We start from the raw sequence: 25,065 nt of genomic DNA, 5'->3' as shown, positions 1-25,065 counted from the left end.
CGCCCGTCACTCCTGCTCGGTGAGTACCCGCTGGGCGACGGCGAACGCCGAGTTCGCGGCGGGCACTCCACAATAGATCGCCGTCTGCAGGAGCACCTCCTTGATCTCGTCGTGCGTCAGGCCGTTGCGGAGCGCGGCCCGCACATGCATCGCCAGTTCCTCCAGATGGCCGCCGGCGACCATGGCGGTCAGCGTGATGCAGCTGCGGGTCCTGCGGTCCAGGCCGGGCCGGCTCCAGATCTCGCCCCACGCGTACCGGGTGATCATGTCCTGGAAGTCGGCGGTGAAGTCGTCCTTGCGGGCCTCGGCGCGGTCGACGTGGGCGTCGCCGAGGACCTCGCGCCGCGTCCTCATGCCCCGCGCGCGCCGCCCGGCGTCGGTCGTTCCCTCGCCGGCGGTCTCCTGGCTCATCGGCCGGTTCCCTTCCATGTGCGGTCCAGATGCGCGGTGATCGCCTCCGTGACCGGGCCCGGCCGTTCGACGTTGGCGAGATGCCCGGCGCCGTCGATGACGGTCAGGCGCGCGTCCGGGATGCCCCCGGCCAGCCTGCCGGCGTGCTCGCCCGGCGGCGTCGGCCCGTCCTGCGCACCGGCGACCACCAGGGTCGGCGCGGAGATCCCGCCCAGCCGCGCGGTGGCGTCGAACCGCGCCAGGGCGTCGCAGCACGCCGCGTACCCCTCGGGGTCGGTCGCGCGGAGCATCGCCACGTACGGTTCCGCGCCGGTGAACGCGGGGGTGAACCAGCGTCCCGCCGCCGTTCCGGCCACCGGCCCGACGCCGTCGCGGCGGACGAGGGCCGCCCGTTCGCGCCAGGGCTCCGGGCCGCCGAAACGGGGGGACGTGCAGCACAGTACGAGGCTGCCGACGCGGTCAGGGGCGCGGAGCGCGAGAGCGGTGCCGACGGCTCCGCCGAGCGACACGCCCGCGTAGGCGGCGCGGCCGACGCCGAGGTCGTCCAGCAGGCGGACGATTCCGTCCGCGAGGTCCTCGACGGTGAACGGGCCTTCCGGCGGCGGAGCGTCGCCGTGGCCGGGCAGGTCGTAGCGCAGGACCCGCCAGGCGCGGGTCAGCGCGGGAAGCTGCGGCAGCCACAGGTCCATGGACGTGCCGAGGGACGGGCCGAGGACGACGACGGGCGCGTCCGCCGGGCCGTCCAGGCGATGGTGCGGCGGCGTCCCGCCCGGTGTTGAAGGCCCGGTCACGCGCGGCTCCTCCGGTAGGCGTCGAGTGCTTGGCCGACGAGGGCGGCGGCGGCGCCGGGCCCGGGATCGTCGCCGAGCACGTCGAGCAGATCGTCGAGGTCGGCGCGCATCAGCTCCGCCGACACCTCCAGGCCGTCGAGCAGTTCGGCGGCCGTCTCCGCGGCGCCGCCGGTGAGGCGCAGGCACTCGCGCAGCGGCTGCCACTCGGCGTGCCACTCCCCCGCCGGCCGCTCGTGCGGCGCGGCCTGCGCCGCGAGGAGGATCTGCACCTGCGCGGGCACCTGCAGCGCGGCGGAGCGGATCATGGTGGACAGCGCGGGATTGCGCTTGTGCGGCATCGACGACGAGCCGCCCCTGCCCGCTCCCGCGGCCTCGGTGACCTCGGCGACCTCGCTCTGCGACAGCAGCCACACATCGGTGGCGATCTTGCCGAGCGCCCCGGCGGTCAGCGCCAGCGCCGCCGCCAGGTCCACGACCGGCGTGCGGCGGGTGTGCCACGGCAGGACGGGACAGGCCAGCCCCGTCTCCTCCGCGAACGCCGCGACGACCTCGAGGGCCCGGTCCCCGAAGGCGTCCAGGGTCCCGGCCGGGCCGCCGAGCTGCACCGGCAGCGCCACCGCTTCCAGCCGTTCGCGGGCCTCCAGGCAGCCCATCAGCCAGTTCGCGGCCTTCGCGCCGAACGTCGTCGGCAGCGCCTGCCGCCCGAGCGTGCGGGCCGCCATCGGCGTGTCGCGGTACCGCGCCGCGAGCCCGGCCAGCGCGTCCAGCGCCCGGTCGAGGTGGGCGAGGACGACGCGCCTGGTCCGGGCCGCGACGAGCATGGCACCGGTGTCGGCGATGTCCTGGCTGGTGGCGCCCTTGTGGACGTGCCGGCCGGCCGGCCCGGCGAGCACCCGCAGGTCCGCGACCAGCGGGACGACGGGGTTGCCGGAGCCGCGCGCCCGGCGGGCCACGTCCACCAGGTCGAACCGGCCCGCGTCGGCGGCGGCGCCGATCGCGTCGGCCGCCTTCTCCGGGACGATCCCGAGGCGGGCCTGCGCCCGGGCGAGGGCCGCCTCGGCGTCCAGCATCGCCGCCAGGTAGGCCAGGTCGCCCGTGGCGGCCTCGGCCGCCGTCCCCGCGCGGACCGGGGACAGCAGCCCCGCGTCCGGCGCCGGCGCGTCCGGCGCCGGCACCGGGCCGCGTTCGTCAGAAACCAAGGAAGACCGTCTCCCGCTCCCCCTGCAGGCGGATGTCGAAACGGTACCGCCGCTCCCCCTCGCGCTCGGCGATCAGGGTCGCGCGCCGCTCGTCCGGGACGGCGCCGAGCAGCGGGTCGGCGGCGTGGGCGGACTCGTCCTCGGGGAAGTACAGCCGGGTGAACACGGGTTTGAGCAGGCCCCGCGCGAAGACCAGGACGGCGATGTAGGGGGCGCCGTCGCCGACCGCGCCGGGCTTGACGGTCGTGAACCAGTAGCCGCCGTCCGCGTCGGTGCCGCACCGGCCGAACCCGGAGAAGTCGTGCCCGTCCCGGACGATGCCGCCCGGCCGCCGCGGAATCTCGCCCGCCTCGTCGGCCTGCCAGATCTCCAGCAGCGCGTCCGGAACCGGCTCGCCCGCGCCGTCCAGGACCCGCCCGCGCACGTCGATCGCGTCCGGCCGCCAGCCCGGCACGACCCGCGGGCCCGTCTCGTACGGCAGCGCGTAGCCGAAGAACGGCCCGACGGTCTGCGACGGCGTGGGCCCGGAGACGCCGTTCTGGGACGAGGTGGTCATCAGGCCTCCATCGGGGTGTCGCCGAGGACGATGTCCCACTGGTAGCCGAGCGCCCACTCCGGCTCGGTGGTGTCCATGTCGAACCGGCAGATCAGCTTCTCGCGGTCCCCCTCGCCGGGGATCGACTGGAAGATCGGGTCGAAGGCGAACAGCGGGTCGCCCGGGAAGTACATCTGGGTGATCAGACGCTGCGTGAACGCCGTCCCGAAGACCGAGAAGTGGATGTGCGCGGGCCGCCACGCGTTGTGGTGGTTGCGCCACGGGTACGCGCCCGGCTTGATCGTGACGAACCGGTAGCGGCCGTCGCCGTCGGTGAGGCACCGTCCGGCGCCGGTGAAGTTCGGGTCGAGCGGCGCCGGGTGGACGTCGCCGAGGTGGGCGTACCGGCCCGCCGCGTTCGCCTGCCAGACCTCGACCAGCGCGCCCCGCACCGGGCGGCCGGCGCCGTCGAGCACCCGGCCGGTCACGATGATCCGCTCGCCGAGCGGCTCGCCGGGATGCTGGACGGTGAGGTCCTCGTCCAGCCGGCCGAGCTCCTCGTGCCCGAAGACCGGCGAGGTCAGCTCGACGCCGTCCGGGCCGAGCTTCGGCATGATCAGTTCCTGTGCGGGCGCCCGGAGCACGGTGCTCTTGTAGCCCGGGGACAGGTACGGGGGGTGCGTCATGCGCTGTTCCCTTCTGCGGCGACGCGCTCGATCAGCGGCGGGCCGGTCGCCGCGCGGATCTCCTCGGTGCCGACGCCGGGAGCCGTCTCGACCAGCACGAGGCCGTCGCCGGTGACGTCCACGACGCCGAGATCGGTGATGATCCGGTCGACGCACGCCCTGCCGGTCAGCGGCAGCGTGCACTCGTCCAGGATCTTGGGGTCGCCGTCGCGGGTGGTGTGGCTCATCACGACGATCAGTTTGCGGGCGCCGTGCACCAGGTCCATCGCCCCGCCCATCCCCTTGATCATCTTGCCGGGGACGGACCAGTTGGCCAGGTCGCCGCGCGCCGAGACCTGCATGGCGCCGAGGACGGCGATGTCGATGTGGCCGCCGCGGATCATGCCGAACGACAGCGACGAGTCGAAGCAGGCCGCGCCGGGCAGCACGGTCACCGTCTCCTTGCCCGCGTTGATCAGGTCGGGGTCGACCTCGTCCTCGGCCGGATACGGGCCGACGCCGAGGATGCCGTTCTCGGCGTGCAGCGTCACGTGCCGGCCCTCCGGCATGAAGCCGGGGATCAGCGTGGGCAGCCCGATGCCGAGGTTGACGTACGCGCCGTCGGGCAGCTCGGCGGCGGCTCGGGCGGCGATCTCGTTCCTGGACCAGGCCATCAGCCGTCCCCTTCCCGGTCGGCGCCGTCGCGGACCGTCCGCAGCTCGATGGGCTTGTCGGCGGCCTGCTCGGGCGTCAGCTCCACCACACGCTGCACGAACACGCCCGGCAGGTGCACGGCGTCGGGGTCGATCTCGCCGGGTTCGACGAGCCGCTCGACCTCGGCGAGCGTGACACGGCCGGCCATCGCGGCCAGCGGGTTGAAGTTGCGGGCGGCCTTGTCGAACACCAGGTTGCCGTGCCGGTCACCGAGCGCCGCGCGGACGAGCGCGAAATCGGTGGTGATGCTCTCCTCCAGCACGTACTCCTGGCCGCCGAACTCGCGGACCTCCTTGGCGGGCGAGGCGGCCGCGACCGTGCCGTCCGGCGCGTACCGCCACGGCAGCCCGCCGTCGGCGACCATCGTGCCGACGCCGGCGGGGGTGTAGAAGGCCGGGATCCCGGCGCCGCCCGCGCGCAGCCGCTCGGCGAGCGTGCCCTGCGGCATCAGCTCGACCTCGATCTCGCCCGCGAGGTACTGGCGCGCGAACTCCTTGTTCGCCCCGACGTAGGAGCCCATGGCCCGGGCGATACGGCCGGCCGCCAGCAGCTGCCCGAGCCCCCGGCCGTCCAGCCCGCAGTTGTTCGAGACGATCCTCAGGTCCGACGCGCCGCGCTCGTACAGGGCGCCGATCAGAACGGTGGGAACCCCGCAGAGCCCGAACCCGCCGACGGCCAGCGATGACCCGTCGCCGATGCCGGCGACGGCCTCCGCCGCCGACGCCACGACCTTGTCCATGTGCCTCCCATTCCCGCTCGGCGGACGGCACCCGCGCCGCCGCCGACCACCATGGCAGCACATGGCGCCCGCGGCACAGCAAGGTTTCCGCAGAGTGGAAGAACGGGGGGCTGATCAGAGGTGCTCGGCCAGCCCGAACAGCGGGAACAGGCTCGTGTCGAAGAACGCCGAGACGTGGGCGACACCGTCCTCGGTGACGCTCAGCACCTGGAGCTGGTAGGCGCGGTGGACGCCCTCCTCGTCGCGCATGTAGAGCCCGAACGCGGGTTGCGCGTTCGCGGCGGCCGGGACCATCCGGATGTCCCCCGGGGCGGGGGCGCACTGGGTGCTGATGAGCCGGACGACGATGTCGGCGCCGACGAACCACTCGAGGTGCGGCGGCATCTCCCAGACGACGTCCTTCTTGAACAGCTCGATGAGCCCGGCGATGTCGGCGTCCTCGAACGCCTTCGCGTAGCGCTCCAGGAAGTCGCGCTGGGCCGGGTCGGTCGGCTCGATCAGCGCGTCCCGCATCGGGGCGTTCTCCTCCAGCTGCGCCCGCGCCCGCTGCAGCGCGCTGTTGACCGCGGCGGTCGAGGTGTCCAGCAGCTCGGCGACCTCCGCGGCCCGCCACTTCAGGACGTCCCGCAGGATCAGCACGACCCGCTGCTTGGCGGGCAGGTGCTGCAGCGCCGCGATGAACGCGAGCCGGGTACTCTCCCGCGCGGTGACGATCGTGGCGGGGTCGGTGGCGTCCGCGCCGAGCACGGCGTCGGGTGCGGGCTCCAGCCAGGGCACCTCGGGCGAGGCCACGACGGGCCGTTCCGGCTCGTCGCTCGGCGCGCCCAGCCCCGACGGCATCGGCCTGTTGCCGCGCTGGTCGATCGCCGTGAGGCACACGTTCGTCGCGATCCGGTACAGCCACGTCCGCAGCGAGGAGCGTCCTTCGAAGTTGCCGTACGAGCGCCACGCCCGCAGGTAGGTCTCCTGCACCAGGTCTTCGGCGTCGTGGATGGAACCGAGCATCCGGTAGCAGTGCGCCAGCAGCTCCCGCCGGTAGGGATCGGCGAGTTCCTGGAAGTCCCGGTCTGTTTCTATGGTGCTGTTCGCCATGGTGGTCGTCACCTTCATTCGGCGTCGTCGCTGGGACGACGGGCGCCGCCGACGGGCCCCGTCATTTCCCGACCGTAGGTGAGCCCACCGACAGAACGCGCAACGCCCACATCCTACGCCCCGACCGGTGAGATCACCCGGTGAGCGCCTGGTGGCGGGTGACGGCGCGGGCGGCGGCGTCGGGGTCGGACTCCGCTATGGCCTCGACCAGCATGTGATGGACCTCGAGGGCGCCGGGGCCGGGGACGCGGCCCGCGCCGACCGGCGTGACGTCGTCGACCCGCTCCTCGGCGAAGTCGAGGAGGCCGAGGTAGATCTGGCGCAGGATCGCGTTCGGGCCGATCTCCGCGATCCGGCGGTGCAGGGCCCAGTTGGCGCGCAGGTAGCCGACCGGGTCGGCGCACTCGGCCATGCGGGCGGCGAGGTCGCGGAGGGCGGCGACGTCCGCGTCGGTGCGGCGCCGGACGGCGTCGGCGACGATGAGGGGCTCCAGCGCGACCCGGACGGCCAGGCTGTCGGCGACGCTGACCGAGTCGCCGCTCAGCCCGAGGACCTTCTGGCCGAGCCGCACGAGCGCGGGGGTACGGCCGGCGAACACGCCGCCGCCCGGACCGGGCCGCAGGTCGATGACGCCGCGCACCTCCAGCATCCGCAGGGCTTCGTTGAAGGTCGCGACCGCGACGCCGAAGCGCTCCCGAAGCTCGACCTTCGTGCCGAGCCGCTCGCCGGGCCGCAGGCCCTGTTCGCGGATCATCTCCTCCACGGCCTTGCTGACCGTCTCCGCGCGGCTCACCCGGGGCCCAACCAAACCAGTACTCATACTAATGAATATAGACCTTCGCCTCTCCGGGCCTTGACCATGGTCGGCAGAGATATCTAGATTCATTATGATCAATCCAGGGGGTGCTGATGGCGGAGATCGCTTTCGCGGCGGCGGCGAGTCACGCGCCCGGCCTGACCGGCTGGTTCGACAAGGCGGGCGAGGACGACCGGCGGGAGGTGCGGCGGGCCTACGACCGGCTGCACCGGGAGCTGGCCGGGTCCGGGGCCGAGGTCCTGGTGGTGATCGGCAACGACCATCTGCTGAACGCGCGGGTGCACGACTGCCCCGACTTCACCGTCGGCCTCGCCGCAGAGCATGTCGGTCCGGACCAGTGGTTCCGTCCCTGGCTGAACCTGGACGAGTACCGCGTGCCCGGCGACCCGGGCATCGCGGAGACGCTGGCCGGCGGGCTGGCCGGGGACGGCTTCGATGTCCGGCGCGCCCCCGAACTGCGCTTCGACGACAACATCTCGGTCCCGGTCACGCTGCTGAGCCTGGTGGAGACGGGCGTCCGCCTCGTGCCGGTGCTGCAGAACTGCACCGTCCCGCCGGTACCGGACGAGAAGACGTGCTACCGGTTCGGCGAGTCGCTCGGCGCGCTGATCCGCGACCGGCTGCCCGCGGGCCTCCGGGTCGGGCTGCTCGGCTCGGGCGGGCTCAGCCACGAGCCGGGCGGCCCGCGCTACCTGGAGATCGACGAGAAGTTCGACCGCCGGTGGATGGACCTGCTGGCCGAGGGCGACCACGGCCGGATCCTGGACGAGGTCACCTTCGAACGCATGGAGGAGGCCGGCGCCGGCGGCACGTCCGAGCTGCTGTCGTGGCAGGTCGTCATGGGCGCGATCGGCGAGCGGCCGTGCACGCCGCTCTGCTGCGTGTGCGTGCCGCAGTGGCGTTGCGGCGTGGGCGCCGTTCTCTGGGACGTCGGAGCGCGAGAAGGGAATCCCGATGTCACTTGAGCATTTCGACCCGCTCCTGCGCGCCAACGACCTCGTCCAGGACCTCAAATGGGACGCCGCCCTTCTGGAGGAGTTCCAGCGGGACGAGGAGGCCGTGCTGGACCGCTACGACCTCCTCCCCGAGGAGCGGCGGGCCATCGTGGAGCGCGACTTCCGGCGCCTGTACCTCATCGGCGTCCACCCGTACCTGCTCGGGCAGCTGTCCCGGCTGATCCACGGCACCGCCGAGAAGGCCGGCACGTCCGTCGCGGCCACCGCGCTCGTCGCCTCACTCCTCGGCGGGGACGCCGGAGAGCCCGGTGCCCCCGGTGAACCCGCCGGCGCGCCCGGCGGGAATGGTGCCGATCCTGGCCCGCAACCCGGGTGAACCGTCCGGGGCGATCCGGCACCGTCTCCGTGGCGGTGTCCCGGCCGGGGTCAAGTGCCGGCCGCCCCCTTCGGCCCGTCCTGCCGGTGAGGTTCGATCATGGTGATTCCGGGGCCCGGCATCTCCGCGAGGGCGGCGGGGGCCTCGCCGAGGGTGAGGACGCGGCCGATCAGCAGGTCGGGGCGCAGTGTGCCCGCCCGCACCAGCTCCATCATCGGAGGGTAGGCATGGGCGGCCATTCCGTGGCTGCCGACGATCTCCAGTTCCCAGGCGATGACGCGGTCCATCGGGAGGCCGGCGCCGCCCGCGCCGCGCGGGAGCAGGCCGACCTGGACGTGCCGGCCGCGGCGGCGCAGGCATTCGATGGAGTCGCGGGCGGTGGCCGGGCTCCCCAGCGCGTCCAGGGAGACGTGGGCGCCGCCGCGGCTGGCCTCCCGTACGGCGCCGGCCACGTCGGTGCGGCCGGTGGCGTCGACGACGGCGGCCGCCCCGCAGCGGCGGGCCAGTTCCAGCGCCGCGGGCGAGACGTCGACGGCCACGACGCGGGCGCCGGCCGCCGCCGCGATCATGACGGCGGACAGGCCGACGCCGCCGCAGCCGTGCACGGCCACCCAAGCGCCCGCGGTGACCCCGCCCTGCGCGAGGACGGCGCGGAACGCGGTGGCGAACCGGCAGCCGAGGCCCGCGGCCGTCGTGTACGACATCTCGTCCGGCACCCGAACGAGGTTGACGTCGGCGTTCTCGACCGCGACGTAGTGGGCGAACGAGCCCCAGCCGGTGAAGCCGGGCTGGGTCTGGGCCTCACAGACCTGCTGGTCTCCGGCCGCGCAGGCGGCGCAGCGGCCGCAGGCGCACACGAACGGGACGGTGACGCGGTCCCCGGGGCGCGCGCCGGTGACGCCCGCGCCGACCTCCTCCACCGTCCCCGCCAGCTCGTGGCCGGGCACGTGCGGGAAGACCCGGATGTCGGGGTCGTGGCCCTGCCAGCCGTGCCAGTCGCTCCGGCACACCCCGGCGGCCTCGACACGGATCACCGCGCCGCCGCCGGGAGGCCGCGGATCGGGAAGCTCGCGGACCTGCGGCGGCGCCCCGAACGCCTCGTAGACGACCGCGCGCACTAGAGGGTCCGCACTAGAACTCGAAGCCGCCGGGGCGGTCGTTGCGGTCGGCGATGAGGCCGGCGAGCGTCGCGATGGCGATCTCCGCCGGGGAACGGGACCCGATGTTGAGGCCGATGGGGCGGTGCACCCGGGCGATGTCCTCGGCGGGGACGCCGAGTTCGGTGAGGGCCGGGATGTGCGGCGCCGGATGCCTGGGGTTGCCCATGACGCCCACCCAGCGGACGGGCTGGGTCAGCACGTCCCGCAGGACGGGCCCCAGCTCGGGACGGTGATGGTCGGTGACGACGACGTCCGCGGTCGCGTCGAGGTGCGGCAGGTCCGCGGTCCCGTCCCGGTCCTTGTCGGGGTCGACGAGGAACGTGCGGTAGCCGAGGTCGGCGCCGTAGCGCAGCAGATGTTCCGCGACGGGGCCGGCGAACACCGCGACCAGCGTCCGCTCCCCCGCCGGGGCGGGGACGTCGCCGTGCGCGACGGCGCAGGAGGGATCGTTCTCGTGCGGTGTGCCCATACCCGAAGTCTGCCCCGCGCGGCGGCGGCCGGTCCAGCGGGCCGCGCCTTTACGGAAACGGGAGTTTCCAGAACGCGAAACCCTTCCCTCGGAACGGGTATGCCTGCACCCTAGACTGCAATCAACAGGCGGGCCTCGGGAGGGACCGTGATCGCGAGACCGGAGGGCGGCCCCCGCGTCGTGGTGGGGGTCGACGACTCCGCGGGCGCCCGGTGCGCCCTGTCGTGGGCGATCGGGGAGGCACGGCTGCGGCGGCTGCCGCTGCTGGTGGCCCATGCCGAGCCGCTGCCGCCGCACGTGTCGGCGGCCGGGCAGTTCGGCTGCGGCATCACCGAGGCGCTGCGCGGCTCGGGCGCCGAACTGATCGCCCGGCTCCTCTCGGACGTGAGCGACGGCCCGCCGGACGGTGTGGACATGACGGCGCTGGCGCTGGTCGGCGAGCCGGGCGCGGCGCTGGTGCGGCTGGCGGGCGACGACGACATCCTCGTCGTCGGGCACGGGACGCGGGGCCCGTTCTCGCGGCTGCTGCGGCCGTCGGTCCGGCTGCACTGCGCCCGCCGCGCCCGGGCGACGCTGGTGTGCGTCAGCCCGCCCGCGTTCGACACGCTGCTGGAGCGCCTGGCCGCGCAGGACGAGTCCCCCGGCCACGTTCCCGGCTCCCGGTTCCGCCGGCTGGGCCGCCGCCTGCGTCTCCCGCTGTGACCGCACCACCGGGACCGGGCGCCCGCATAGGCTTCCGGTATGCGCAAGTACGTCATCATCGGCGCGATCGGCAGCGGCAAGGGTACGCAGTCGGGGCTGCTCGCCCGTGATCTGGACATCGTGCACATCAGCGTCGGCGACATCTTCCGGTGGCACGTCAAGAGCCACACCAAGCTCGGCGCGCAGGTGCGGCGCATCATGGGGGCCGGTGAGCTCGTCGGCGACGACCTGGTGGAGGGCGTCGTCCGTGACCGGCTCGACCAGCACGACTGGAACTACGGGTTCGTCGTCGACGGGTTCCCGCGCAACCGGAGGCAGACCGAGTTCTTCCTGGAGAGCTACGACATCGACGGCGTGATCCATCTCGATCTGCCGGACGACGAGGTCCGCCGCCGTGTCCTGGCCCGCCGGCTCTGCGCCGGGTGCGGGATGGACTACAACCTGATCGCGGACCGTCCCACCGAGGAGGGGCGCTGCGACGTGTGCGGGGGCGAGCTGGTCGCGCGCGAGGACGACACGGAGGAGGCCCTCACCGAGCGGCTGCGGCAGTACCACGACAAGACCGACCCCGTCCTGGACCTGTTCGGCCGCAAGGAGTACGTGGTCACCGTGGACGCGCGGCCCGGCATCGACGAGGTGCAGCGGACGCTCCGCGAGAAGCTCCGCCTGCCGATGCCGCGGTGATCTCCCCCGTCGTCGAGGCGGCGGACGACCGGTTCGCCGGGCGGGGGCTGCGGCTGTTCCTGAAGCGGGACGACCTGATCCACCCGGAGCTTCCCGGCAACAAGTGGCGGAAGCTCCGGCACAACATCGGGCCGGCCCGGGAGCGGGGGACGCTCCTCACGTTCGGCGGCGCGTACTCCAACCACATCCGGGCCGCGGCGGCGGCCGGCAGGATCTTCGGGTTCGCGTCCATCGGGGTGATCCGGGGCGAGGAGCGGCTGCCGCTGAACGATTCGCTGGCCTACGCCGAGCGGATGGGGATGCGGCTGACGTACATGGACCGCACCGCCTACCGCCGCAAACACGAGCCCGATGCCGTCGCCGCGCTGCGCGAACAGTGGGGCGACTTCTATCTCCTCCCGGAAGGCGGAAGCAACGCGCCGGCCGTGCGGGGCTGCGCGGAACTGGGCGCGGAAGTGCCGGGCTACGACGTGGTCTGCTGCCCATGCGGGACGGGCGGGACGCTGGCGGGCCTTGCCGCCGGGCTGTCCCCGGGCCAGCGCGCACTCGGGTTCTCCGTCCTGAAGGGCGACTTCATGGACGCGGAGGTCGAGCGGCTCCAGCGCGAGACGTACGGCGGGCGGCGGGGAACCTGGCGCACCGAGGGCGGCTTCCACTTCGGCGGCTACGCCAGGACGACACGGGAGCTGGACGCGTTCATCGACGACTTCGCGGGGCGGCACGGCATCGTCCTCGACCGCGTGTACACGGCGAAGATGATGTTCGGCATCTGTGCGCTGGCCGAGCGCGGCGCGTTCCCGGAGGGCACGCGGATCCTGGCGGTCATCACCGGGTGAGGCGGACGGCCCCGCGCACCCGCGCGGAGCCGTCCGTTCACCCGGTCTCAGGCCGGGGGCAGGTCGACCAGGGCGACCAGGGCGGCGCGGTGCCGGCCGGGCGTTCCGAGGGCGATGGAGTCGGCCTTCGCCCGCTTCAGATACAGGTGCGCCGGGTGCTCCCACGTGAAGCCGATGCCGCCGTGCATCTGGACGCACTCCTCGGCGGCCTTGAGCGCGACGGCCGAGCAGTGCGCCTGGGCGACCGCGACGGCGACCGCCGTCCCGTCATCGCCGGCGGCCGTACAGGACGCGGCGTGGCGGGCGACCGCGCGGGCCTGGGTGATGGACGTCCACAGGTCGGCGAGGCGGTGCTTGAGGCCCTGGTAGGAGCCGACCGGCCGGCCGAACTGGTAGCGCGTCTTCACGTAGGCGACGGTGTCGTCCAGGCACCGTTCGGCGAGCCCCAGCTGCTCGGACGCCAGCATCGCCGCACCGGTCATCAGGCCGGCGCGGACGGCGCCGGTCCCCTCGGCGACGCGGCGCGCGGGCGCGCCTGACAGGACGACGTCGGCGAGGCGGCGCGTCATGTCCAGGGACGTCACGGCGGTGCGGCGGGCGTCGGCGGCGTCCACCGCGTAGAGGCCGCCGGCGGCCGGGACCAGGAACACGTCGGCGGCCATCCCGTCGGCGACGCTGGTGACCGCACCGGTCACCGCGCCGTCCTCGGCCCGGACGGTGGCCTCGGCGTCGCCGGGCGCGGTGCTGAACGGCACGGCGAGCACGGCGATCCGCTCGCCGGACGCCAGTCGCGTCAGCAGGTCGCGTTCCCCGGCGGCGACCAGCGCGGCCGTCGCGATCACGGCGCTGCTCAGGAACGGGACGGGCGCGGCGGAGCGGCCCAGCTCCTCCATGACGACGGCGGTCTCGCGCCAGGTGGCGCCGGCGCCGCCGAGGTCCTCGGGGACGGGCAGCCCCGCGCAGCCGAGCTGGGCGGCGACGGCCCGCCACAGCGCCGCGTCGTACGGCTCGTCCTTCTCGGTCCCGGCGAGGACGGACGTCCAGGGCGCCTTGTCGTCGAGCACCTCGCGGACGCTCGCGCGCAGGTCGCTCTCGATCTCGCTGTACAGCAGGTCGCTCACTTGGGGAGATCCTTCCACGCGACGTCCTTGTCGACCCGGATCTCGCCGGGCAGGCCCAGCACGCGCTCGGCGATGATGTTGCGCAGGATCTCCGAGGTGCCGCCCTCGATGGAGTTGCCCTTGGCGCGCAGGTAGCGGTAGCCGGGCGAGCGGCGGGTGAAGTCGACCTCGGTCGGCCTGCGCATGGTCCAGTCGTCGTAGCGCAGCCCCTCCTCGCCGAGCAGTTCCAGCTCCAGGCCGGACACCTGCTGGTTGAGCTCGGCGAACGCCAGCTTGGCGCCCGAGCCCTCCGGGCCGGGCTGCCCGGCGGTGAGCTGCTGGCGCAGCCGCTCCCCGGTGAGCCGGGCGGCCTCGGTCCGCACCCAGGCCCGCAGCACCGAGTCGTGCAGTCCGGGGGTGCGCAGCTCGGGACGGTCGCGCCACAGGGCGGCGACCACGCCGATCATGCCGCTCTCGCGCGGCGCGGCGGCGCCGCCGATGGCGACGCGCTCGTTCATCAGCGTCGTGGTGGAGACCCGCCAGCCCTGCCCGACCTCGCCGAGCCGGTGCTCGTCGGGGATCCGCACGTCGGTGAGGAAGACCTCGTTGAACTCGGCCTCGCCGGTGATCTGCCGCAGCGGCCGCACCTCGACGCCCGGCGCGGTCATGTCGCAGACGAAGTAGGTCATGCCGCGGTGCTTGGGGACGTCCGGGTCGGTGCGGGTGACGAGGATCGCCCAGCGCGCCTCGTGGGCCATGGACGTCCAGACCTTCTGGCCGTTGACCGTCCAGGCGTCGCCGTCGCGGACGGCGCGGGTGGCGAGCGCGGCGAGGTCGGAGCCCGCGCCGGGCTCGCTGAACAGCTGGCACCACAGCTCTTCGCCGGTCCAGAGGGGACGCAGGAAGCGGCGCTTCTGCTCCTCGGTGCCGAACGCGAGGATCGTCGGCGCGGCCATGCCGAGGCCGATGCCGTTGCGTTCGGGATGGTTGGCGGGCGCGCCGGCCTTGGCGAACCGCCGGTCGACGGCGGGCTGCAGCGCGCGCGGGGCGCCGAGCCCGCCGAGCCCCTCGGGGTAGTGGACCCAGGCGAGTCCGGCGTCGAACCGGGCCCGCAGGAACTCCAGTGGCTCGGTGGCGGAGGGGTCGTGCGCGGCGAGGAACTCGCCGACCCGCCTCCTCAGCTCGTCGGCGTCGGGTGGTGCTGTGCTCACAGGGCGAACCTCCGCGCGGGCGAGGGGGCGGCCGGGGCCACCCGCACTGGACATACCAACCGGTCGGTATGGTCCGTCCACCCTAGAAACCCCGGGGAGGCGAGTCAACCGCCGTCCCGCTCCAGCGCCCGGGCGAGCCCCGGATGGTCGTGGTAGTCGCGGGACTCGACGATGCGCCCGCCGCGCACCCGCAGGACGAAGATGTTGGGCACGACGAACTCGCGCCCCGTCTCGGTGTTGCGTCCGGCGTACTCGAACTCCGCGATGATCACCTCGGGATCGGCGGTCTGGTGGACGACGACGTTGCGCGCCGTCATCTCCAGCGGCAGCGTCTCCAGGCCGGCGAAGTGCTCGCGCACGGCCTCGCGGCCCTCCAGGCGCGTGGCGGGGTGGGCGAGCGGGTGCACGACCACCGCGTCCTCGGCGTACAGCCGCAGCAGCGCCTCGGGCCGCCGCGCGGTCACCCCGTCGATCAGCCGCTGGAAGACGACCCGGGGGCTGGCGAACTCGGACATGTCCCTCCACTACAATCGGAGTTGTTGCTCCGTATGAGAAAATATGGAGTCACTACTCCACTTGTCAACGGGAAGGCCGCGATGACATCACCCGCGTCCGGGAGGCCGCTGCGCGCCGACGCCCTGCGCAACCGCGCCAAGGTCCTCGCCGCGGCCGAGGAGGTCTTCGCCGTCCAGGGGACCTCCGCCTCCACCGAGGAGGTCGCCCGGAAGGCGGGCGTCGGGATCGGCACGGTGTTCCGGCACTTCCCCACCAAGGAGTCGCTGCTGGAGGCCGTCCTGGTCGCGCTGCTGGAACGGCTCGCCGAGGAGGCCGGGGAACTGCGGTCCGCGGGCGACGCCGGAGCCGCGTTCTTCGGGTTCTTCTCCCGGGTGGTGTCGCAGGCGGCGGCCAAGCAGGCCGTGACCGAGGCGCTGGCCGAGGCGGGCGTCGACGCCCGCGCGGCGACCGGCCGTGCCGGTCCGGGGCTGAAGGCCGCCCTCGGGACGCTCCTCGAACGCGCGCAGGAGGCCGGGGCCGTCCGCGCCGACGTGGGCCCGAGCGAGGTCATGGCGCTGCTGACCGGCATGTCCTACGCGGCCGGGCGCGCCGGGGCCCGCGACGACATCCTCAAGATCGCCTTCGACGGCCTGCGCCCCCGCCCGGACGAGGCGGGCGCAGAAGAGACGAGCACAGAAGAGACGAGCACGGAATAGGCGAGCACGGAATAGGCGAGCACGGAATAGGCGAGCACGGAATAGGCGAGCACGGGTCAGGAGGGCCCGGATCGGGCCGGGACATGAGCCTCGGGCTCAGGCGGCGATGCGCAGGTAGTGCGCCCAGTAGCCCTGCCAGCGCCCGTACCGGGCGGCGAGCCTCCGCAGGTCCGCGTCGGTGACCGTCCTGCCGTAGGCGCGGGACGCGGCCTCCCGCAGCGACTTCTCCACCGGCGTCTCCTCCATCCTCCCGAGCCCCCGGATGAGGATGAAGTTGGCCGACCATGGGCCGATGCCGGGCAGCCCGAGCAGGAAGGCCTTGACTCTCCCGAACGGGCCGGTGCGCAGGAAGTCCTCGTCCACCTCACGCCAGGCGCGTACCGCGCCGTGCAGGTAATGGCCCTTGCGCCGGTTGCCGACCAGCTCCCCGACGCGCGTCTCCGGGAGGCTCGCGAGCTGCTCGGCGTCGGGGAACGCGGTGTACTCGGCGCCGTCCACGACGAGGGTGTTGCCGAACTCCCCGGCCAGGGCCCGCTTGCCGTTCGAGGCGGCGGCGATGGGGGTGCGCTGCGACAGGATCGCCCACGCCAGGTTCTCCACCGGCGTGGGGAACTTGACCTGGTGGTATCCGTGCAGCCGTCCGATGACGGGCGCGAACCCAGGATCGTCGCGCCCCCGGAGGTAGAACTCGGCGAGGTCGTCGTCCAGGCTCAGGTGGAAGCGGACCCGGTCGGCGGCCGCCGCGACGTCGTCCGGTGTGAGCGGCCCGGCGGCGTGCAGGGTCACCCGCACGCCGTCTCCGGCCTGGACGACCCGGGCGACGACCGTCCGGCCGTGCGCGCGCAGGGCCCTGGTCAGCGTCCCGTCCTCGATCACCTGCTCACCGGATGTCGGCGGGAAACCCCGCACGAAGCGGAGCGCCGGGCCGAGGTCGAACGGCGGCGCCGCTGGCAGGTCGATGGTCTCGGTGAACATGAGCGCACACTATCCACCGGCCACGACATCGCCCGGTGAGCGTCAGGAGGCCAGTTCGGCGGGGAGGCCGTCCCGGTGGAGGACCGTCAGCGACGTGACGGCGCGGGTCAGCGCGACGTAGAGGCGGGCGAGGCCGCGCGTCTCGGCCGCGGCGATCGCGGCGGGCTCCGCGACGATCACGTGGTCGTACTCCAGGCCCTTGGCGAGCGTCGCCGGGACGACGAGCAGGCGGGCGGCGCCGTCGGAATCCGGTCCGAGGACGGTGTGCTCCAGCCCGGCCGCCTCCAGTGCCGCCGCGTACGCGGCCGCCTCCGCGTCGGGCACGATCAGGCCCGCGGAGCCGGGACGGGCGAGGGCCGCGCGGGCGGCCTCCACGGCGGCGGCGGTCAGGTCGGGGACGCGCCGCACGTCCAGGGCGCCCGCCCCGGCACGCAGCGAGCGCGGCCGGTCCAGCCCCGGCGCGACGTGCGGGAGCAGGCGGGCGGCGTAGTCGAGGACGGTCCCCGGGACGCGGAAGCCGAGGGTCAGCTCGGTGACGTCCCCGTCCTGCCCGAGGTGGGTGAGGACCTCTTTCCAGGACCGCGCGGACCAGGCGGTCGTGCCCTGGGCGAGGTCGCCGAGCACGGTCGCCGAGCCCGTCCCGCAGCGGCGGCCGAGGGCGCGCAGCTGCATCGGGGACAGGTCCTGCGCCTCGTCCACGATCAGGTGGCCGAGTGAGGCGGTGCGCTCGATGAGGTCGTGCAGCTCGTCGAGCAGCGCGCGGTCGGCGGCGGTCCACCTGGCCGAGCGGTGCGACCTGGCGGGCACGGCCCACCGGATCGCGGCCTGCTCGTCCTCGTCCAGGACGCCCTTGGCGGCCCTCCGCAGGAAATCGGCGTCCGACAGCAGCCGGTACAGGACCTGCTCGGGCGTGACCTTCGGCCACACCGCGTCGAGGACCTGCTTGACCGGCCCGCTCCGCGCCACCTGGTCCTGGACGCGGTCGTCGGGCGCCTCTCCGCGGCGTTCCATCCGCACGAGGATCTGGTGGGCGAGCCGCTGGGCGAACGCGGCGCGGCCGCTGCCGTAGCGTGCGGCGCCGCGCAGTGCGGCGGCGATCTCCCTGACCTCGTGGTGGGCGAGGCGGTAGCGGGCGGCGCCCCGGGTGACGACGAGTCCCTCCTCGGGCTTGCCGACGTGCAGCCACAGCGCCTTGCGGAGCACGTCCGCCATGCGCGCCTCACCCTTGACGGCGGACACGGCGGCCGGTTCCTCTCCGGTGGGCGCGCCGAGCAGGTCGCCGATCGTGGCCTGCTCGACGCTGACCTCGCCGAGGGCGGGCAGCACCGCCGAGATGTAGGCGAGGAACGCCCGGTTGGGCCCGACGATGAGGACCCCGGACCGCGACAGCCGCTCCCGGTGCGTGAACAGCAGGTAGGCGGCGCGGTGCAGGCCGACGGCCGTCTTGCCGGTGCCGGGTGCGCCCTGCACGCACACCGTGCGGGGCAGGTCCGCGCGGACGAGCGCGTCCTGGTCCGGCTGGATCGTGGCGACGATGTCGCGCATCGGCCCGGTGCGGGGACGCTCGATCTCCTCGGTCAGGATCCGGGACGGGCCGATCTCGCCGCCGTCCAGGGGCTCGTCCTCGAACGCGGTCAGCTCCCCGGCCTGGAAGCCGAACCGCCGCCGCAGCCTCCACCCCATGGGGTCGGCGGGTCCGGCCTGGTAGAACGCCCGCGACACGGGCGCGCGCCAGTCCAGGACGAGCGGCCGGCCCTCGTCGCCGTCGTGGACGTGCCGCCGCCCCACGTACATGGTCGCGGGCAGGTCGGGGCCGTCCTCGCCGTCGCGGTCCATGCGCCCGAAGAACAGCGGCGTGCCGGCATGGTCGGCGAGCGCCGCGACGCGCCGGTCGAGCAGCGACTCCAGGAACTGCCTGGACACCCGGTCCGCGGCGACGTCGGCGGACAGGCTCCGCGCGTGCTCGCGCATCCGGCGCAGCGCGGCGCGGGACTCGGCCAGATGGGCGCGCTCGGCGGCGAGGACGGTGGGCTCGGCGGGCATGCGGGCGGACCTCCGGCGGCGAGAAGGCGAGTGGGGCAAACCCACTACCTTACCGGCGTTCAGGGCAGCGGAGGGAGAGGACGCCGGTACAGCCAGGCGGAGAAGAGGTCGTCCAGCGGACGGCCCGCGCGGCGGGCGGCGAGCGCGGTGAAGTCCTCCGTCGTCACCGAGCCGTGGCGGTGCCCGGCCGTCCACTCGCGCAGGGTCCGGAAGAACGCGTCGTCGCCGGTCGCGCACCGCAGCGCGTGCAGCGTGAGCGCTCCGCGCTTGTAGACGTAGTCGTCGAAGAGGTGCCGGGACCCGGGATCGGCGAGCACGAGGTTCGCCGGCCGGGCGGCCATCTGCGCGTGCCATCGCCGGGCGTGCTCGGCCGCGGGTGCTCCCCCCGACTTCTCCGACCACAGCCATTCGGCGTAGGAGGCGAAGCCCTCGTGCAGCCAGATGTCCCGCCAGTGCGCCACCGTCAGGCTGTTGCCGAACCACTGGTGCGCCAGTTCGTGGGCGACGAGCCGTTCCTCGCCCCGGTCGCCGTCGAAGTGGTTCGTCCCGAAGATCGACATACCCTGCGCCTCGACGGGGATCTCCAGCTCGTCGTCGGCGACCACGACCGTGTACGCGCCGAAGGGATAGGGGCCGAACAGCTCCGAGAACGTGCCGATCATCCGCCCCTGGCGCGCGAGGTCGTGCCGCACCCGCCGTTCCTGCGCCGCCGGGTAGTGGACGTGCTGCGGGACGGGACCGTCCAGCTCCAGGGACCGGTACCGCCCGATCTGCACGCTCGCCAGGTAGGTCGCCGTCGGCTCGTCCTGCTCGTACACCCAGGTGGTGTTCGCACCGGCGGTCCGCCTGCCGGTCAGCCGCCCGTTCGCGACGACGGTGTAGACGGACGCCGTGGTCACCGCGATCCGGTAGCGGGCCTTGTCGCCGGGCCGGTCGTTGCAGGGGAACCACGACGGCGCGCCGGTCGGCTGCCCCGCCACGATCGAGCCGTCGGTCAGCTGCTCCCAGCCGAGCCCGCCCCAGTGGCTGCGGACGGGCGACGGGTTGCCGGTGTAGCGGACCTCCACGGTGAACGCGCCCGGGCCGACGGGACGCGCCGGCGTCACGGTCAGCCTGCCGCGCCGGTGCCGGAACCGCGCCGGGCTCCCGTCCACCAGGACCCTGCCGATGCGGAACGGCCCGAGGTCGAGCGCGAACCGGTCGAGGCGCGCGGCGGCCGCCGCCGACAGCCGCGCGGTGGCGCCGAGGCGGTTGGGGCCGACCCGGTAGTCCAGTTCGAGGTCGTAGGCGGCGACCGCGTAGCCTTCGTCGCCGTGGCCGGGGAAGTACGCGGCCGGAGGGGTGGTCGGGGTCGGTCGGGTGTTCACGGACGGTGCGGTCCCTCACGTCGTCGTTCGGTGTCGTCCCGGCCGGTGCCGCCCGGGGCCCAGGCCGCGATCGGGTTGCCCAGCCACCGGGTGCCGGCGGGCAGCTGCTCGCCGCGCATCACCAGGGACGCGGGTCCGACCGTGGTGCCCGCCCCGACCGAGGCGGCGGGCAGGATCACGCCGTTGGAGCCTAGTGTCGCGCCGCGCTCCAGCACGACCGCGTCGACCCGCATGATCCGGTCGTGGAACAGGTGGGTCTGCAGGACGCAGCCCTGGTTGACGCAGGCGCCGTCGCCGAGACGGACGAGGTCGGCCTCCGGGAGCCAGTACGTGGCGCACCAGACGCCGCGTCCGATGCGGGCGCCGAGCGAGCGGAGCCAGAGGTTGAGCGGGACGGTGCCGAGCCACGGCTCGGCGAACCACGGCGCCGCGAGGACCTCGACGAAGTTGTCGGCCAGCTCGTTGCGCCAGACGAACGAGCTCCACAGCGCGCGGTCACCGGGCGTGATCCGCCCGACGAGCGCCCACTTGGCCGCGGCCGCGACCGCCGCGGCGAGCACGCCGGCCGCGGTGAGGACGAGACCCGACAGGAGCGCGGCGACGCCGAACCCGTGTGCGGCGGCGAGACCTTCGAGGGCGCCGGCGGCCAGCACGCCGACCGCCACGGTGCACATCGCCGGGACGACGCGGCACGCCTCGACCGCCGCCCGCGCCGCCCTGAGCCGGCGGGGCGGCCGGTACGTGCGGGACTGGTCGGCGGTGTCGGCCCTGCGGCTCAGCCGCACCGGCGGCATGCCGAGGTAGGACGCGCCGGCCTTGGCCTTCTTCGGCGCCGCCGACAGGACGCCGATCAGGCCGCCCTTGGGGACCTTGCGGCCGGGGCCCGTCATGCCCGAGTTGCCGAGGAACGCGCGCTCGCCGATGCGGGCCCGCGCGATCCGCATCCGCCCGCCGCCCAGCTCGTAGGCGGCGACCATCGTGTCGTCGGCGAGGAACGCCCCGTCGTCGACCGAGGTCATGGTGGGCAGCGCGAGGACGGTCGAGGCCTCCACGTCCCGGCCGACGCTCATGCCGAGGGCGCGCAGCCAGGCGGGGGTGAGGACGCTCGCGTACAGCGGGAAGAGCCATACGCGCGCGGTCCCCATCAGCCGGCTCGTGGCCCACGCCTGCCATGCCTGGCGGCTGTGCACCGGGTGCTCGCCCTCGCGCAGCCCGAGCCCGAGGAGACGCACGCAGACCAGGGTGAGCAGCGCGAACGCGGCCATGCCCGCGAGGGTGGCGGCGGGCACCGACAGCAGGGCCGCCGCCAGGGCGTCCCCCAGGCTCGCGGTGCCGCGCACGAAGAAGCCGAGGACGGCCAGGCCCGGCAGCGCCGCGATCAGCGGCAGCAGCCCCAGCCCGAGCGCGGTGACCGCGTACACCAGCGTCCAGCGGCGCCGCCGCGGCGGCCGGACGGCGCCGCCGTGCCGCTTGACCTTGCCCTTGCGGACGGCGGGGGCGCCCGCCCAGCGCTGCCCGGCGGGTACCCGACCGGTCACCGCCGCGCCCGCCGCGACGTGCGCCTTCTTCCCGACGCGGGCGCCGGGGAACAGCACGGCCCGCGCGCCGACGACGGCGCCCGCGCCGACCCGGATCTCGCCGACGTGCAGGACGTCGCCGTCCAGCCAGTGGGCGCTGAGGTCGGCCTCGGGTTCGATCGCCGCCCCGCGCCCGATCCAGAGCATCCCGGTCACGGGCGGCGGGGAGTGCAGGTCGACGTCCGGGCCGATCCGGGCGCCGAGCGCGCGGGCGTAGAAGGTGAACCAGGGCGCGGCCGACAGTTCGGCGGCGCCGAGGCGGGCGGCGAGCTGCTCGGCCGTCCACAGCCGCAGGTGGACGGCGCCGCCACGCGGATGGGCGCCGGGCCGCAGCCCGCGCAGCAGGAGCCGTGCCCCGGCGGCGGCCAGTGCCATCCTTCCGGGCGGCGCGACGAACAGCAGCGCGCCCGCGAGGACGGCCCACCATGACACGGCCGGGGCCCACGGGAACGCGGCGGGGGCGTGGCGGGCGGCGAGGTTGCCGAGGGCGGCCAGGCCGACGGCCCACCGCATGGCGCCGAGGGTCAGCAGGGGGATCATCAGCAGGACCTGGACGGCGGACGCGCCGGCCGGCACCGGCCGCACGGCGCGCTCCGGCACCTGCTCCGATGCCGCGCGTCGCGGTTCCCGGTCTCCGAGGTGCGCGGCGAGGCCGCGCAGCGTCGGGTTCTCGTAGATGTCGCCGACGGCCACGGACGGGTGGTGCCGCCGCAGGGCCGAGACCAGTTGCGCCGCCGCGAGGCTGCCGCCGCCGAGCGCGAAGAAGTCCGCGCCGGGCGCGGCCGGGCTCTCCCCCAGCACCTCCGCCCATCTGGCCGCCAGCCACTCCTCGGCCCCGCTGAGCGGTTCCGCGTCCTCGTGCGCGTCCGCCCCGTCCGGGTCGCCCGCTCCGGGCATCGGCCAGGGCAGCGCGTCCCGGTCGACCTTCCCGGACGTCCGCGTGGGGAGCGTCCCCACGCTGACGAGGCGCGGCACCAGCGCGGCGGGCAGGGCCTCCCGCAGGCGCTCCCGCGCCGCGGCCGGGTCGAACCCGTCCCCGGTGACCAGGTAGCCGACGAGGAGCCGGTGCCCCGCCGGGGTCGCGCGGACCGCCGCGGCGGCGCCGGCCACGCCGGGCAGGGCTTGGAGCGCCGCGTCGACCTCACCGAGCTCGATCCGGCGGCCGCCCAGTTTGACCTGGTCGTCGGCGCGGCCGACGAAGACGAGGCCGGCCGGGTCGGCCTCGACGAGGTCCCCGCTGCGGTAGGCGCGGTCCCAGCCGAGGGACGGCAGGGGCGCGTACTTCTCGGCGTCCTTGGCGGGGTCGAGGTAGCGGGCGAGGCCGACGCCGCCGATGACGAGCTCGCCGGTCTCGCCGGGGGCGACCGGGTCGCCGGCGGGGTCGACGACGGCGAGGTCCCAGCCGTCGAGCGGGAGGCCGATCCGGACGGGGCCGTCCCCGCCGAGCGGGGCGGCGCAGGCGACGACGGTCGCCTCGGTGGGCCCGTAGGTGTTCCAGACCCGGCGTCCCGGGACCGCCAGGCGCGCGGCGAGCTCGGGCGGGCACGCCTCGCCGCCGAAGATCAGCAGCCTGATGCCGTCGAGGGTCTCGGGGGGCCAGAGCGCGGCGAGCGTCGGGACGGTGGACACGACCGTGATGCCCCGCCCGGCGAGCCAGGGGCCGAGGTCGGCGCCGGTGCGCACGAGCGAGCGCGGCGCGGGCACCAGGCAGGCGCCGTGCCGCCAGGCCAGCCACATCTCCTCGCAGGACGCGTCGAACGCCACCGACAGCCCGGCCAGGACGCGGTCGGACTCGTGCGCCGGGAAGAGCCGCGCCTCGGCGTCCACGAACGCGGCGGCCGCGCGGTGGGATACGGCCACGCCCTTGGGCCGGCCGGTCGAGCCGGACGTGAAGATGATCCAGGCGTCGTCGCCGGGTTCCGGGCGCCCGGTGCGGCCCCCGGGTGCCGCGCGGAGGGCGACCTCCCGGTCCTCTTCGATGACGGCGCAGACGCCGGCCTCGCCGAAGACCGTCGCGGCGCGCTCGGCGGGATCGTCGGCGTCGACCGGGACGTAGGCGGCTCCCGCGGTGAGGACGGCGAGGATCGCGATGTACAGGTCCGCGGTGCCCGAGGGGACGCGGACGCCGACCCGGTCGCCGCGGCCGATCCCGGCCTGCTCCAGGTCCTTGGCGAAGGCGGCGACCTCGGCGCGCAGGCCCTCGTAGTCGAGCATGGCGGAGCCGTCGTCCAGCGCGGGCGCGTACGGGTGGCGGAGCGCGGTCGCGTCCAGGACGTCAAGGAGGGTGCGTTCGGGGGGCGCGCTCCGCGACCGGTAGACGGCGTGCTCGGGTTCGGCCGTGAGTGGACGCAACATTCCCCCGGTGTCCAGGCGGCCGGCGGCGCTACGTCCGGGGCACCGTGTCGTCCGCCCCGTCCCACCGGAGCCGGTGCGCCCTCGCCGCCGGGCGGCGCGCCGCTCGCGCCACCCGGGATCTCGTCGATCCCCGCGATCGCGCTCCGGCCGGGGCCTTGTGGGCCGCGGGGGCGCGAGTACCGCTGATCGGGACACTCTACTCGATGGCCGTGAAGGCCCCCGGGCGGCGCTGCGTCTTGCCGGGCGCGGCGGGGTGTGTGACGTTGGTCGGCATGGTGACGTTGAGCGGACGGACCGCGCTGGTCACGGGAGCCTCGTCCGGGATCGGCGCGGTCGTCGCGGAGACGCTGGCCGGGGCCGGGGCGCGGGTCGGGCTGGTGGCGCGGCGGGAGGACAGGCTCGGGCGGGTCCTCGCCCGGTGCCGCGAGCACGTGCCCGGCTCGGCGATGTGGGCCGCCGACCTCGCGGACCTGGACGGGATCGCCGGTCTCGCGGCGGCCGTCGAGCGCGAGTTCGGCGGCGTGGACGTGCTGGTCAACAACGCGGGGATGCCGAAGCGGCGCCGCGTCCAGGACCTGTCCCCCGCCGAGGCCGAGGACGTGATGCGCCTGAACTACCTGTCCCCGGTGCGGCTCACGCTGGCGCTGCTGCCCGGGATGATCGCGCGCGGGAGCGGGCACCTGGTGGCGGTCGGCTCGGTCGCGGCGCGGCTCGGGCCGCCGCACGAGGCCGCCTACGCCGCGTCCAAGGCGGCGCTCACCGCGTTCTGGGAGAGCATGGCGGTCGACCTGGACGGCACCGGCGTGCAGGTCCACGTCGTGCAGCCGGCGCTCATCGCCGGCACCGAGCTGTTCACGCTGCCCGGCAACGAGGAGCCGCTGAGCGACGTCTCCGAGGCGCTGCCGCCGCAGGAGGTCGCCGACGCCGTCCTGGACGTCGTCGAGAAGGGGCGGTTCGAGGAGTACGTGCCGGGCTGGTTCACCGAGATGGCCTCCGGCAAGGCCGCCGACGTGGACGCGTTCGTCGCGGGCGTCAAGGAATGGACCCGCGACCGGCTGGAGTGACGCCCCGGCGGTGATC

General features: G+C 74.7%; 25 protein-coding genes. 7 read left to right on the top strand and 18 right to left on the bottom strand.

All coding sequences use genetic code 11. The annotated features are described in order from the left end of the window. Positions 1-6: 6 nt before the first annotated feature. The 9 genes from pcaC to ACTWPP_RS19935 form a co-directional block, all read right to left on the bottom strand. Entirely contained in the window at positions 7-411 is a 405-nt protein-coding gene (pcaC, locus tag ACTWPP_RS19975) for a 4-carboxymuconolactone decarboxylase (RefSeq protein WP_443105802.1), read from the bottom strand. Then, positions 408-1,202, bottom strand: coding sequence for a 3-oxoadipate enol-lactonase (gene pcaD, locus ACTWPP_RS19970; RefSeq protein WP_443105801.1), 795 nt, complete (start codon positions 1,200-1,202; stop codon positions 408-410). The genes pcaC and pcaD overlap by 4 nt, the downstream gene beginning before the upstream one ends. Continuing rightward, positions 1,199-2,401 carry a 3-carboxy-cis,cis-muconate cycloisomerase gene (gene pcaB / locus ACTWPP_RS19965; RefSeq protein ID WP_443105800.1) on the bottom strand — a complete coding sequence of 401 codons (1,203 nt, stop codon included), beginning with the start codon at positions 2,399-2,401 and terminating at the stop codon, positions 1,199-1,201. The genes pcaD and pcaB overlap by 4 nt, the downstream gene beginning before the upstream one ends. Continuing rightward, positions 2,391-2,957 (bottom strand): protocatechuate 3,4-dioxygenase subunit alpha, encoded by a 567-nt coding sequence (gene pcaG / locus ACTWPP_RS19960; RefSeq protein WP_443105799.1) that lies wholly within the window; start codon positions 2,955-2,957, stop codon positions 2,391-2,393. Before pcaG ends, pcaB begins: the two co-directional genes overlap by 11 nt. Then, complete coding sequence (gene pcaH, locus ACTWPP_RS19955; protein ID WP_443105798.1) at positions 2,957-3,622, bottom strand: protocatechuate 3,4-dioxygenase subunit beta; 666 nt, start codon at positions 3,620-3,622, stop codon at positions 2,957-2,959. The genes pcaG and pcaH overlap by 1 nt, the downstream gene beginning before the upstream one ends. Beyond that, positions 3,619-4,275 carry a CoA transferase subunit B gene (locus ACTWPP_RS19950; protein WP_443105797.1) on the bottom strand — a complete coding sequence of 219 codons (657 nt, stop codon included), beginning with the start codon at positions 4,273-4,275 and terminating at the stop codon, positions 3,619-3,621. Before ACTWPP_RS19950 ends, pcaH begins: the two co-directional genes overlap by 4 nt. Next, positions 4,275-5,054, bottom strand: coding sequence for a CoA transferase subunit A (locus ACTWPP_RS19945; protein WP_443105796.1), 780 nt, complete (start codon positions 5,052-5,054; stop codon positions 4,275-4,277). The genes ACTWPP_RS19950 and ACTWPP_RS19945 overlap by 1 nt, the downstream gene beginning before the upstream one ends. A gap of 114 nt (positions 5,055-5,168) precedes the next feature. Next, entirely contained in the window at positions 5,169-6,164 is a 996-nt protein-coding gene (locus ACTWPP_RS19940; protein WP_443105795.1) for a sigma-70 family RNA polymerase sigma factor, read from the bottom strand. 115 nt (positions 6,165-6,279) lie between these two features. Continuing rightward, the gene (locus tag ACTWPP_RS19935) at positions 6,280-6,966 is read right to left on the bottom strand and encodes a FadR/GntR family transcriptional regulator (RefSeq protein WP_443105794.1); all 687 of its coding nucleotides are present in this window, start codon (positions 6,964-6,966) and stop codon (positions 6,280-6,282) included. Positions 6,967-7,055: 89 nt separating this feature from the next. Here ACTWPP_RS19935 and ACTWPP_RS19930 point away from each other — a divergent pair, with 89 nt between their 5' ends. Together ACTWPP_RS19930 and ACTWPP_RS19925 are read left to right on the top strand one after the other, a co-directional pair. Then, a complete protein-coding gene (locus ACTWPP_RS19930) occupies positions 7,056-7,928 on the top strand; it encodes a hypothetical protein (protein ID WP_443105793.1) in 873 nt (290 codons plus the stop codon). Then, positions 7,918-8,295 carry an extradiol ring-cleavage dioxygenase gene (locus tag ACTWPP_RS19925; RefSeq protein ID WP_443105792.1) on the top strand — a complete coding sequence of 126 codons (378 nt, stop codon included), beginning with the start codon at positions 7,918-7,920 and terminating at the stop codon, positions 8,293-8,295. The genes ACTWPP_RS19930 and ACTWPP_RS19925 overlap by 11 nt, the downstream gene beginning before the upstream one ends. Positions 8,296-8,345: 50 nt before the next feature. Here the strand turns inward: ACTWPP_RS19925 and ACTWPP_RS19920 are convergent, their stop codons facing one another. Together ACTWPP_RS19920 and ACTWPP_RS19915 are read right to left on the bottom strand one after the other, a co-directional pair. Next, positions 8,346-9,413 (bottom strand): zinc-dependent alcohol dehydrogenase family protein, encoded by a 1,068-nt coding sequence (locus tag ACTWPP_RS19920; RefSeq protein ID WP_443105791.1) that lies wholly within the window; start codon positions 9,411-9,413, stop codon positions 8,346-8,348. A 13-nt stretch (positions 9,414-9,426) separates the two neighbouring features. Further along, a complete protein-coding gene (locus tag ACTWPP_RS19915) occupies positions 9,427-9,924 on the bottom strand; it encodes an XdhC family protein (RefSeq protein ID WP_443105790.1) in 498 nt (165 codons plus the stop codon). 147 nt (positions 9,925-10,071) lie between these two features. Between ACTWPP_RS19915 and ACTWPP_RS19910 the strand changes: the two genes are divergently transcribed. Genes ACTWPP_RS19910 through ACTWPP_RS19900 form a run of 3 tightly spaced genes read left to right on the top strand, consistent with a single transcriptional unit; the run spans position 10,072 to position 12,146 of the window. Next, positions 10,072-10,626, top strand: a complete 555-nt coding sequence (locus tag ACTWPP_RS19910) for a universal stress protein (protein WP_443105789.1) — start codon at positions 10,072-10,074, stop codon at positions 10,624-10,626. A 39-nt stretch (positions 10,627-10,665) separates the two neighbouring features. Further along, positions 10,666-11,310, top strand: a complete 645-nt coding sequence (locus ACTWPP_RS19905) for an adenylate kinase family protein (RefSeq protein WP_443105788.1) — start codon at positions 10,666-10,668, stop codon at positions 11,308-11,310. After that, a complete protein-coding gene (locus ACTWPP_RS19900) occupies positions 11,307-12,146 on the top strand; it encodes a 1-aminocyclopropane-1-carboxylate deaminase/D-cysteine desulfhydrase (protein ID WP_443105787.1) in 840 nt (279 codons plus the stop codon). The genes ACTWPP_RS19905 and ACTWPP_RS19900 overlap by 4 nt, the downstream gene beginning before the upstream one ends. Before the next feature lie 47 nt (positions 12,147-12,193). Here ACTWPP_RS19900 and ACTWPP_RS19895 read toward each other — a convergent pair whose 3' ends face one another. The 3 genes from ACTWPP_RS19895 to ACTWPP_RS19885 form a co-directional block, all read right to left on the bottom strand. Further along, a complete protein-coding gene (locus tag ACTWPP_RS19895) occupies positions 12,194-13,267 on the bottom strand; it encodes an acyl-CoA dehydrogenase family protein (RefSeq protein WP_443105786.1) in 1,074 nt (357 codons plus the stop codon). Then, on the bottom strand, positions 13,264-14,457 hold the full coding sequence (locus ACTWPP_RS19890) for an acyl-CoA dehydrogenase family protein (RefSeq protein ID WP_443105785.1): 1,194 nt from the start codon (positions 14,455-14,457) through the stop codon (positions 13,264-13,266). Before ACTWPP_RS19890 ends, ACTWPP_RS19895 begins: the two co-directional genes overlap by 4 nt. 104 nt (positions 14,458-14,561) lie before the next feature. Beyond that, the gene (locus tag ACTWPP_RS19885) at positions 14,562-14,972 is read right to left on the bottom strand and encodes a nuclear transport factor 2 family protein (RefSeq protein ID WP_443105784.1); all 411 of its coding nucleotides are present in this window, start codon (positions 14,970-14,972) and stop codon (positions 14,562-14,564) included. An 81-nt stretch (positions 14,973-15,053) separates the two neighbouring features. On the opposite strand from ACTWPP_RS19885, the gene ACTWPP_RS19880 reads away from it, so the two are divergent. Next, positions 15,054-15,668 carry a TetR/AcrR family transcriptional regulator gene (locus ACTWPP_RS19880; RefSeq protein WP_443105783.1) on the top strand — a complete coding sequence of 205 codons (615 nt, stop codon included), beginning with the start codon at positions 15,054-15,056 and terminating at the stop codon, positions 15,666-15,668. A gap of 96 nt (positions 15,669-15,764) precedes the next feature. Here the strand turns inward: ACTWPP_RS19880 and ACTWPP_RS19875 are convergent, their stop codons facing one another. From ACTWPP_RS19875 to ACTWPP_RS19860, 4 genes are read right to left on the bottom strand one after another with little or no spacing between them, the layout of a single operon-like run. After that, positions 15,765-16,643 carry a DNA-3-methyladenine glycosylase family protein gene (locus tag ACTWPP_RS19875; RefSeq protein WP_443105782.1) on the bottom strand — a complete coding sequence of 293 codons (879 nt, stop codon included), beginning with the start codon at positions 16,641-16,643 and terminating at the stop codon, positions 15,765-15,767. Between the two features lie 42 nt (positions 16,644-16,685). After that, positions 16,686-18,686: a HelD family protein gene (locus ACTWPP_RS19870; protein ID WP_443105781.1), complete on the bottom strand. Its 2,001-nt coding sequence runs from the start codon at positions 18,684-18,686 to the stop codon at positions 16,686-16,688. A gap of 59 nt (positions 18,687-18,745) precedes the next feature. Beyond that, positions 18,746-20,053 (bottom strand): M1 family metallopeptidase, encoded by a 1,308-nt coding sequence (locus ACTWPP_RS19865; RefSeq protein ID WP_443105780.1) that lies wholly within the window; start codon positions 20,051-20,053, stop codon positions 18,746-18,748. Beyond that, positions 20,050-23,985 carry a Pls/PosA family non-ribosomal peptide synthetase gene (locus tag ACTWPP_RS19860; protein WP_443105779.1) on the bottom strand — a complete coding sequence of 1,312 codons (3,936 nt, stop codon included), beginning with the start codon at positions 23,983-23,985 and terminating at the stop codon, positions 20,050-20,052. Before ACTWPP_RS19860 ends, ACTWPP_RS19865 begins: the two co-directional genes overlap by 4 nt. Positions 23,986-24,257: 272 nt before the next feature. On the opposite strand from ACTWPP_RS19860, the gene ACTWPP_RS19855 reads away from it, so the two are divergent. Next, entirely contained in the window at positions 24,258-25,049 is a 792-nt protein-coding gene (locus ACTWPP_RS19855; RefSeq protein ID WP_443105778.1) for an SDR family NAD(P)-dependent oxidoreductase, read from the top strand. Positions 25,050-25,065 lie beyond the last annotated feature (16 nt).

The sequence above is a fragment of the Actinomadura sp. 3N407 genome (assembly GCF_052245875.1).
GTDB lineage: Bacteria > Actinomycetota > Actinomycetes > Streptosporangiales > Streptosporangiaceae > Spirillospora.
This window is presented reverse-complemented; position numbering and strand designations above follow the sequence as displayed.